The following is an 8,466-nucleotide window of genomic DNA, read 5'->3' on the forward strand; positions in this document are numbered from 1 at the left end:
AGAAAGAATGAGAGAAGAGAGAGAGAAAGTTATCCACAGATAATGGGGTATTACACCCCATATCTTAAGCTTGACCTGTAACATAAGCCGCCCATTTATCCATATAGACACGGCGCTGTTCTAAATAATCAGTACGACGATAGGCACGCTCTACTTTACCGCCCACTGTATGAGCTAGAATAGTTTCAGCGACCTCATAGGGGGCATCGGTTGTTTCAGCAAGCCAATTGCGTAAACTAGAACGAAATCCATGCGGGCAGGCTTCAAGTTTATTTTTTCTCATATACGTAGCCATACACTTCTCATCAAGGGCACCACGACCTCTAGCAGAAAAAAAGAAATCGTTGCGAGAAAGCAGGCGCGCTTGTTTCAAAATGTCTAATGCTTCAGAAGATAAAGGGACACGAAATTCTGTTGTAGCATCACGCCTTCCTTTCATATTCTCAGCAGGGATTGTCCATATATCTCCATCAACTTGATCCTTATGAATATAACGTAAAGGGCGTGTACGAACTCCTGTCAAAATAAGTAAACGCAAGGCTAGTTGTGTCATAGTTGTTTTTTGACAAAGTGTTTTATAAAAAGCCGGCACTTCTTTCCAATCCATTGCTGGTCTATTTTGCGTTTTATGACGTTGTTTCCCTAAGAGCGCGCGTGCTTTTTCTGTTGCTTGTAAATCAACATCCAAACCTAATGCAGCCGCATGTTTAAGACACAGATTAAGACGTATTAATGCTGCTTGGGCTGCTCCAGCTTTTGTATGCCAGATAGGGGCGAGTGTGTTGCGTATCTCTGTTTGCGTAATTTCTGAAACGGGCAGACAGCCTAATTTAGGGAGAATGTAAAGCCGCAAAGGTGCAAACCAATTTCCATCTTTTCCATCATTTTTTAATTCAGCTTTCCGACTTTCAAAAGTCTCTAAAGCAATATCTTTTAAATAATGGAGATTGCTTATTGCTTCACGCTTTTGTTTGTTGCGTTCTTGAATGGGATCACGCCCTTCACGAAGAACAGAGCGCCACCCCGTTGCCAATTCACGGGCTTGTTTTAAAGAGACATCTCTTAAAGCCCCCAAGCCCATTTCGCGACGACGTCCGTGAATGGTATAACGGTAAATCCATTGAGCACCTCCATCTTTACGCTTATGAAGAAGCAAGCCGGCACCATCATTATATTTGCCAGCCCCCAATGTTGCAACAGACCTTGCATTAAGACGGTTCATAAGAGCCATTTTTACTCCTTTCTTATACAAATTTGATCCACACACTCATCCCGCTTGTGATGTGCAAATGAGTGATTTTAATTGATGCAAGATAAACAGATTTGAAATGAGAGAATCTTACGTTATTCGGTGTTCTAATTCAATATGAATAACGCTAAATTATCATTATAAATCAATATCTTGCCTTTTTAAATCAGTGATCTCTTTATCGCGTCGCTCTAACATGGGGTTTCTCAATCTTTATGTATTTCTCTTCATTTCCCATACCGGTTTCGGGGTTAAAACCGACAAGAGGTTCAACAATTCCTGCGGTTGTATTTCCTTCATGAGGGGAGGGGATATTGGTCACGTAAGTGACTTCAAAGGTTAAAATTGCACCATGGAGCGCTAAGGCACCATTATCGCCAAAGGCAAAAGCAATATTTTGCAAGCGGCATGTTTCAACAGTATTGTTAAGATTGGGATTGGCATGGAAAATCTTCTCAACTTGCCATGCCAATTGGTCGACGAAGCCAGCTCCATCTTCACATGTCGCATAGCATTCGACATCAACGGTTAAAACACGACGCCTTACTCCATAATCATGCCCATCTTCGATTGTTTCGTTTTGCGTTGAGATATTAAATGGCCGGCATTGCTTCAATAAATAAATTGAAGTCACGCATATTGAAAACATTGTCACCAGCTGCCGTCTTTGCTGCTTTGATCAACCCAACAAATGTTTCTCTTATTGTTTCGCGCGGATGCATAAAGGCTCCTATTCGAACAAATTGATATTTAATTATTTTTTATTGTATTTGTGGATACATTTTGATATACATTCGTTATGACAATAAATATCAAAATTCATGGCATAAACTGGGATGAAGGTAACTGGCCCAAATGTGCTAAACATGGAGTTTCTAAAAAAGAAATAGAGTATTTATTCACCGAACCTGGAAATCTCGTCATAAAGAACGACCCAAATGTTAAAGAAAAGCGTTTCAGAACCATTGGTAGAAGCTATAATGAAAGATATATTTTTTTAGCTTTTACCTTACGAACAACAAAAAACGAACTGTTCGCGCGTCCTATTAGCGCTCGTTATATGCATCAAAAGGAGATTGATTTTTATGAAAACCTCTAAATTAAAACATATACCTGTTTTCAAGACGGATGAAGAAGCTGAGAACTTTGTTGATACTGCTGATCTTACAGAGTATGACTTAACGGGTTTTAAGCCTGTTCATTTCGAATTTTTGCCTAAAGAAGCCTCTATGAATATTCGCTTACCTCAAGCACTTATGAAGGCTTTAAAGGAAAAAGCGAAAAAACAAGCTATTCCTTACACACGCTATGTTAGGCATCTGATTGAGCGAGATTTACGAAAAAGTCATCGTGGTTAGTGTATCCTTTATAGAGGACAATAGAAAAGATATAAAACATGAACAATAATCATTATACGTATCGTGTTTTTTTGGTCCCCAGAAAATGAAGAATATGTTGGTTTGTGTGCAGAATTTCCATCCCTTTCATGGTTAGATGTTCAAGCAGAGAAAGCTTTAAAAGGTATTATGGACCTCGTTTCAGAAGTTGTTGAGGATATGCAACATAATGGAGAACAAGTCCCGATACCTTTGTCACATGGCAAATGAAGTTGAAATCGTAGATTATCATTGATCTGTAGGAGGTCGAGATGAAAAATTATATAGCGATTCATCCCGGAGAAATTTTACGAGAGGAATATTTAAAAGAATATGCTCTCTCTGCTTATGCTCTTGCAAAAGCATTAAATGTTCCACGCACGAGAATAGAACGTATTGTTGCTGAAAATAATCCAGTGACTCCCGATACAGCACTAAGATTAGCCTATTTTTTTGATACTACTGCTGAATTTTGGCTTAACATGCAAGCTGCTTATGACGTTAGTATATTACAAACTGAAAAAGCAGACGAATTTGCCAAAATCAATAAATTTGAATGTAGGGTTTACCCACCTCCCCATTTTGAGAACGAGGAGGCAGCATATTTTTCTTAAGTAACCTTCTTAATGGGGTTGGCTCGTAAGATTTTAATAAAGGCTCTATAATCGGAGGAGGTTTTAAAGTTCCAAAATGTGTAATCATTGCTAAAATTTTTAGTGCATTTGGGGGTTTATCTTGAAGCTTGAAAATTAAAGCTTTTTCTATCGCATCCATGGTTTCAATGAGAGTATTAAAAGCCTTATCTTCAATATCATCACGATCAGAAAATTGAGACAATGCTATCCATAAATCGCATAAGAAGTTAGTATCTATCTTCTTCATTGTACACCTCCATGGATTTGTTCTCTCAAATATGCCAATCCTCTGGAGGTAATTTTTGTTGAAGGCAGTACCTTTTCTGTCCCCTCGGGTCTTTGAATAGTAATCGCAGGGCAATCCATAAAACCTTTCTTGATTTTATCTTGATAGGGTAATAAAGGTGCCCTTGGAGTACGTCGATACACCCAATCATTTTTACCGCAAATAATCAGTTAAATCCTTTGGTCGTACCTCTAACATCTTCGCTGCATCGATAAGACCAAACAGCCCATCAGAACGTTTTAAACCATCCAAAGCCTCTGCTTTTGGAGTTAGTTCTACAATCACATGATCTTTCTGTTCAATTTGACTTTGTAAGTGATTCAAGACGCCAAGTAATGCTTCGGGTTTGGAGTAGTCAACTTGTGGTGTCACTACTTGTTTCAAAAGCCGTTCACATTTGATAAAGTATTGACGTGCTTCATGTCCTCTATCATTACGCTCGATCATGGAAAGGTGTTTAGCCATATCTAATGTAATGTGGTATTATTTTATTTTTCCACCGTTTTCTAAATTTTTAGAAAGCGTTATAAAGTTTATATTTTCCTGAAACTTACATTCTTTAATGCGATTTTTAATCCAGTCATTAAAGCGGGCTTTTATTTCTAAAAACGTATGCAAGTCACGAGCATTGACCGTTTGAATAGTCTCTTGATCAATTGTTCGTTCCGTAATTTTTATAAGAGTGTTCATGATGAACTCCTTATCGTTAGATGTTTTTCATTGACACTCTAAAGAGAGTGCTGGGCGCTGAAAAACACGGCGATAAGTCCGTCGTTACACTTTCCCCGCAAGGGTATTGTATAGTGCAACCACACCCGACAAAATCACTATATGCTATAAAGCATGTGATGAGTCAAAGTTTTTAAATTTCGGCGGGAAGAGATTATTTCGGTAATCTATCCGCTATTGGTTTAAGGTGTTTTTGAGGCACCTGATTCAATGATAGACATATTTTAAAAAAATATGATGAAAGCGTCTTTATTTTGTTTGCCGACTCACATTAAATCCATTCGCTTTTATTTATAGCGTAGGGGAGAATAATGCTCGACATACTTGATGTAATTGCAATAATCGTATGTTTGTTGTCGTTATCGGTGATGGTTGTCGGATTTGTTTTAGTGTGTATAAAAAAATGGCGCAAAAACGGATTGAAAATCTTTGGCATTGGAATTTTATTATTTCTCGGCTCTATAGTATTAGGTGCGTTTTTTTTTCACAAACTCAAATCAGATCAAGTTGCATACAATAATAAATTTTTTTCCTCTTCCTCGACTTTATTAATAAATATTGCTACTCAAAATGAAAGCGTGACACGGGCATTACTTGAGAATACTGATAAGCAAATCATTTTTACTCAAGATAAAAAATCAGATGAAAATGATGGACTAGGCTTTTGGGGCTGGTTTTGGTTAATCTTCTTGGCATTTATTGCATTATCTATTTTTGTTCATTGGCGTGATAAACGCAAAAAACGTTTTAAAGAAAAAGTTTTAAAGCAGGTTTTAATGCCTCCCCCCCATATCCATCCTTCTTCTGATTTATCAGTTGTTAATAAAATGTCGCCGAAACTTGAAAAAAAACGGTTAGAAAAGAGGGTAAAGATCTTTCTCCTTTGTACTCTACTGGTTGGAGGCATTGCCATAATAATAAGTATTTCACTATGGTTATTAGTACCAATACTTATCGTTTTAGCTTTGATTATTCCTGTTTATATTGCAAGTAAAAAGGAAAAACGCTTTGAAGAAGAAGTTGCTTTGTGGCAATCAGATATTCCTCCCTCTAATTTCGAGGAGGCATGTGAAATGTTTCAAGAACTTGACGCAAGTGAATATGATTATCGTTTAGTACAAAATGAAAAACTGTTGGGAGTTCAAGAATGCGTTACCTTCAATATTGGCGAAAATGCTTCACTTTTAGGACGTCTTTTAGTAACAAATCAAGCTATTGTATTTGAAAGCCCTGAAGATAATGAAAGGACTACTTGGGCAAGAATTGCATCAGTATCTATAACATATCAAGGATGTCACATCAGTCATCGTACTGGCGCACCATGGAATTACAGATTTAAGGCTATTCCAAATCCAAGGTTTGCAGCAATAATCCGAGCTCTTGGGCAGCCTTATTGATTTTTAAAGGTATACCATATAAACTTCCCTTACTTTTAGCCCCGCAAGATAAGCTTACACATACCGGATTCAGAAGCTTGGACATCTGTGATCACGAAGTGCTCTTGAGAAGAGGGGGATTTATTGTTTTCAGGTGAGATGATCATAACACTATCTTGAGGTTTTGGTGGTATTCCTCCGATATCATAATACAAACATCAAGTTCTTTTCGAGTACTGTTGTGGGGATTCTGCCACCAGCCTCCGATTCTGAATGTTTAATGGTGTAAATCGCTGTAATCCGAAACGATTGTTGATTATCCTTTCGTGTGTAGATGACGGGTTGCCCAAAGGTGTTGCGTACATCTTCAATCATTTTGTTGAGCAACCCGTGCCATTGCATGTTATTTGCCTCCACTGACCGCTTTAAAGAGCATTTCAGGGCGTGTGCAGATGTAAAGCGGATAGCTGTACACCGCAAGTTTGGCCCATGTATTATGATCAGGATCTGGAATAAGAATGTTGTAAAGAGATTTTCCAATTGTATGAGAAAAATTCTCAGTTTCCGCTGGTGCAAAGGTTTTTTGGAATACGCCAGGCGCATTAGCAGGAAAGAATTGGCATTCATCAGGCTTAATTCCTATGGCGCGTTTTGTTCCAGCTTTTGCACTCACATTATAGTTATGAACACTTCGGTAATTAATGAAAGTGACACCTGCAAAATCAAAACTCCCAAAGCTCCCAGAACCAATGGCACTTGGTGTTGCAACACCTCCAGCGCTATTGAGTGTTTGTGCAAGAGCTGTGTTGAGATAGGTTTCACGAACTGTTTTATGGTTTTTCAACTTGGAAAAGAACTCATTTCCACAAAGCCCAATAATCCGTGAACGATCAGAAAATGCTCCCTTTGAAGCTTCAATCATTCTCATGATGACTTGATCAACATGGTCGGCAACATTTGTTGTCTCAACATTGAGTTTAAAGTCAATCGGTTTTTGGGGTGTAATTTCCCATTCCTTGTACCAATCAATAATGACAGAACTATTGGCATCAAGCACAACACCTTGGACAGCGCCAAGTTGCATATTTTCCCATATCAATTCGATTTCAGAAATGAGTTTCTTTTGTTTTCCAGCAATATATTTCATTGCCGTTTCTAACTGATTTGCTGGACTCAATATATTCCATCCTTGGACTTCTTCTATTTTTACGGTATCACTTTTGACAATACACGTTGTTTGAAAAAATCGAAGGTGATCAGTTTTGTTATTGTTTGTACAAGACATACCGCGTTCACTTGTTTGAATAAGTGATATATCATGTCTCTTAATACCAACGATTGTTGTACTCGTCTCGATTTCTTCAAAAAGGTTGAGAGAACCGATAATACCAGGTTGAAACTCATAGTTTTCAATGGCTTTCATCATTGTAACGGCAGAGAAAGCGTCGTGTTTAAAAAAGTTCATATCCATGTGCGCATTCTCCTATCGCAACAGAATGTTGTTCTTGTCTTCTAAAGACTGAATGGCAGCACTTTTCTGTTCATCGGTGATGGCATCTGGCCATAGCAGTTCAGAAGCTTTCACGGTACTCAAGCGCGCTGTAATGACTGCGCGTTGATCTGCCTCTGTTACATCAACAGTGGCATAAGAAATTCCTGCCGGCGTTTGACTGCCATCTGATAGTGCTGGATTAAGGGGAACATATTTTCCTGTTGCTGTTACTTTTCCCATAACAGTGCCGGCTTCAACAAATGCCCCTGATGCAAAAACCACTTCTTCATTGGACATATCCGTGTCATAGCGTCCAAGATAAGTGCCATTGCGAACATCTTCATAGAAAACTTGATTATTCATTTTATTGCCCTCCAAGCTGCTTCCCATTTTGCATAAATTTTTGTCTTGTTCGTCCCATCACTGTGGGGCGCTGTGGTCGAGAGTTTTAAAGAGGAACTTTTCGAGACAGCAGCAGATAAGACAACATTTTTAGCTTTCTCAACATTCATGCCGCTTTGAATGGCTTTTGCTGCATCAAAAGAAACACCTAAACGCTTTGCTTGCTTTTCAAGGTTTGTTAGTGCCTGTGCGCGTCTTCTTTCCTTTTCAAGAGCTGCTTTTATGGTTTCTTGCTTATCTTCGTTGTCTTTATCTTCCTCATCATCGTCGAAGTCTTCGGCATCTTCGTCAATGTCGAGAGTGTCTTCTTCGTCTTCATGGATGACGTCGACAATCTTTTCATCATCGTCTTCTCTAGCGCGATAGTGTGTGCGTCCCATGTGTTTTGTCCTTCTTTTATTGCTGTTGGGGGTGAGTTAATGGAAGCTGTTAAGGCTTCCAAAGCTTGCGCAAGGGTCCCCTGCGCATCTGCTAATCCAAGTTTGAGAGCTTGGTTGCCTATAAAAGTTTCTGCTTTGGTGTCGCGGATTGCAGCCGCACTCAGAGGTCTGTTTTGCGCAACCAAATCCACAAACATCTCGTAGAGCAGGGCGCAATCTGCTTGTATTTTTATCTGTGCTGTATCGCTCAAGGGTTCATGAGGGTTGCCATGAACTTTGTGATCACCTTCAAAGACAAAGGTCCATTTATGTCCGTGTTTTTCATCTGCACGGGATTGGTCAAGATGGGCGCAAACAACTCCAATCGAGCCTACAACACCCGTGCGAGCAACCCATATTTGAGAAGCAGAACAGGCAATGGCATAAGCCGCTGAACAGGCAAACTCATTGGCATGTGCCCAAATGGGCTTGTCGTATTGTTTTGAGAGTGTTTGAAACTCTTCAACCAAATCAAACACACCGCCGGCTTCTCCACCGCCGC

Annotated in this window: 10 protein-coding genes and 4 pseudogenes; 5 read left to right on the top strand and 9 right to left on the bottom strand. The window is 39.2% G+C overall.

Features of this window, described 5'->3' with window-relative positions; genetic code table 11:
• Positions 1-64 precede the first annotated feature (64 nt).
• Complete coding sequence (locus PVV65_RS08630; RefSeq protein ID WP_273789888.1) at positions 65-1,231, bottom strand: site-specific integrase; 1,167 nt, start codon at positions 1,229-1,231, stop codon at positions 65-67.
• Between the two features lie 196 nt (positions 1,232-1,427).
• Positions 1,428-1,971: pseudogene (locus tag PVV65_RS08635) on the bottom strand (hypothetical protein).
• Between the two features lie 77 nt (positions 1,972-2,048).
• Between PVV65_RS08635 and PVV65_RS08640 the strand changes: the two are divergent.
• From PVV65_RS08640 to PVV65_RS08655, 4 genes and pseudogenes are all read left to right on the top strand, one after another.
• A complete protein-coding gene (locus PVV65_RS08640; protein ID WP_273789889.1) occupies positions 2,049-2,348 on the top strand; it encodes a BrnT family toxin in 300 nt (99 codons plus the stop codon).
• The gene (locus PVV65_RS08645) at positions 2,335-2,607 is read left to right on the top strand and encodes a BrnA antitoxin family protein (protein WP_273789890.1); all 273 of its coding nucleotides are present in this window, start codon (positions 2,335-2,337) and stop codon (positions 2,605-2,607) included. Before PVV65_RS08640 ends, PVV65_RS08645 begins: the two co-directional genes overlap by 14 nt.
• A 38-nt stretch (positions 2,608-2,645) precedes the next feature.
• Positions 2,646-2,853 (top strand): annotated as a pseudogene (locus tag PVV65_RS08650) (toxin-antitoxin system HicB family antitoxin); the annotation flags it as partial.
• Between the two features lie 44 nt (positions 2,854-2,897).
• Positions 2,898-3,239, top strand: a complete 342-nt coding sequence (locus PVV65_RS08655) for a HigA family addiction module antitoxin (protein ID WP_273789892.1) — start codon at positions 2,898-2,900, stop codon at positions 3,237-3,239.
• On the opposite strand, the gene PVV65_RS08660 is transcribed toward PVV65_RS08655, so the two are convergent.
• Together PVV65_RS08660 and PVV65_RS08665 are read right to left on the bottom strand one after the other, a co-directional pair.
• The gene (locus PVV65_RS08660) at positions 3,169-3,507 is read right to left on the bottom strand and encodes a hypothetical protein (RefSeq protein ID WP_404978401.1); all 339 of its coding nucleotides are present in this window, start codon (positions 3,505-3,507) and stop codon (positions 3,169-3,171) included. The genes PVV65_RS08655 and PVV65_RS08660 overlap by 71 nt on opposite strands.
• Positions 3,504-4,236 (bottom strand): annotated as a pseudogene (locus tag PVV65_RS08665) (antA/AntB antirepressor family protein). Before PVV65_RS08665 ends, PVV65_RS08660 begins: the two are co-directional and overlap by 4 nt.
• A 350-nt stretch (positions 4,237-4,586) precedes the next feature.
• Between PVV65_RS08665 and PVV65_RS08670 the strand changes: the two are divergent.
• On the top strand, positions 4,587-5,672 hold the full coding sequence (locus PVV65_RS08670) for a hypothetical protein (protein WP_273755751.1): 1,086 nt from the start codon (positions 4,587-4,589) through the stop codon (positions 5,670-5,672).
• A 35-nt stretch (positions 5,673-5,707) separates the two neighbouring features.
• Here the strand turns inward: PVV65_RS08670 and PVV65_RS08675 are convergent.
• From PVV65_RS08675 to PVV65_RS08695, 5 genes and pseudogenes are all read right to left on the bottom strand, one after another.
• Positions 5,708-6,053 (bottom strand): annotated as a pseudogene (locus PVV65_RS08675) (hypothetical protein).
• 1 nt (position 6,054) lies between these two features.
• Entirely contained in the window at positions 6,055-7,122 is a 1,068-nt protein-coding gene (locus PVV65_RS08680) for a major capsid protein (RefSeq protein ID WP_273789893.1), read from the bottom strand.
• Between the two features lie 12 nt (positions 7,123-7,134).
• A complete protein-coding gene (locus tag PVV65_RS08685) occupies positions 7,135-7,506 on the bottom strand; it encodes a head decoration protein (protein WP_273789894.1) in 372 nt (123 codons plus the stop codon).
• A complete protein-coding gene (locus tag PVV65_RS09985; RefSeq protein WP_273789896.1) occupies positions 7,503-7,880 on the bottom strand; it encodes a hypothetical protein in 378 nt (125 codons plus the stop codon). The genes PVV65_RS08685 and PVV65_RS09985 overlap by 4 nt, the downstream gene beginning before the upstream one ends.
• Positions 7,766-8,466 (bottom strand): S49 family peptidase (locus tag PVV65_RS08695; protein ID WP_273789895.1); only part of this gene is annotated, 701 nt, incomplete at its 5' end. The genes PVV65_RS08695 and PVV65_RS09985, both read right to left, overlap by 115 nt.

The organism is Bartonella sp. ML70XJBT (assembly GCF_028618425.1).
Lineage (GTDB): Bacteria > Pseudomonadota > Alphaproteobacteria > Rhizobiales > Rhizobiaceae > Bartonella.

Excerpts from the sequence above, each read along its gene's own strand:
- PVV65_RS08630 (WP_273789888.1), bottom strand. The coding sequence starts at position 1,231 with ATGGCTCTTATGAACCGTCTTAATGCAAGGTCTGTTGCAACATTGGGG.
- PVV65_RS08640 (WP_273789889.1), top strand. The coding sequence starts at position 2,049 with ATGACAATAAATATCAAAATTCATGGCATAAACTGGGATGAAGGTAAC.
- PVV65_RS08645 (WP_273789890.1), top strand. The coding sequence starts at position 2,335 with ATGAAAACCTCTAAATTAAAACATATACCTGTTTTCAAGACGGATGAA.
- PVV65_RS08655 (WP_273789892.1), top strand. The coding sequence starts at position 2,898 with ATGAAAAATTATATAGCGATTCATCCCGGAGAAATTTTACGAGAGGAA.
- PVV65_RS08660 (WP_404978401.1), bottom strand. The coding sequence starts at position 3,507 with ATGAAGAAGATAGATACTAACTTCTTATGCGATTTATGGATAGCATTG.
- PVV65_RS08670 (WP_273755751.1), top strand. The coding sequence starts at position 4,587 with ATGCTCGACATACTTGATGTAATTGCAATAATCGTATGTTTGTTGTCG.
- PVV65_RS08680 (WP_273789893.1), bottom strand. The coding sequence starts at position 7,122 with ATGGATATGAACTTTTTTAAACACGACGCTTTCTCTGCCGTTACAATG.
- PVV65_RS08685 (WP_273789894.1), bottom strand. The coding sequence starts at position 7,506 with ATGAATAATCAAGTTTTCTATGAAGATGTTCGCAATGGCACTTATCTT.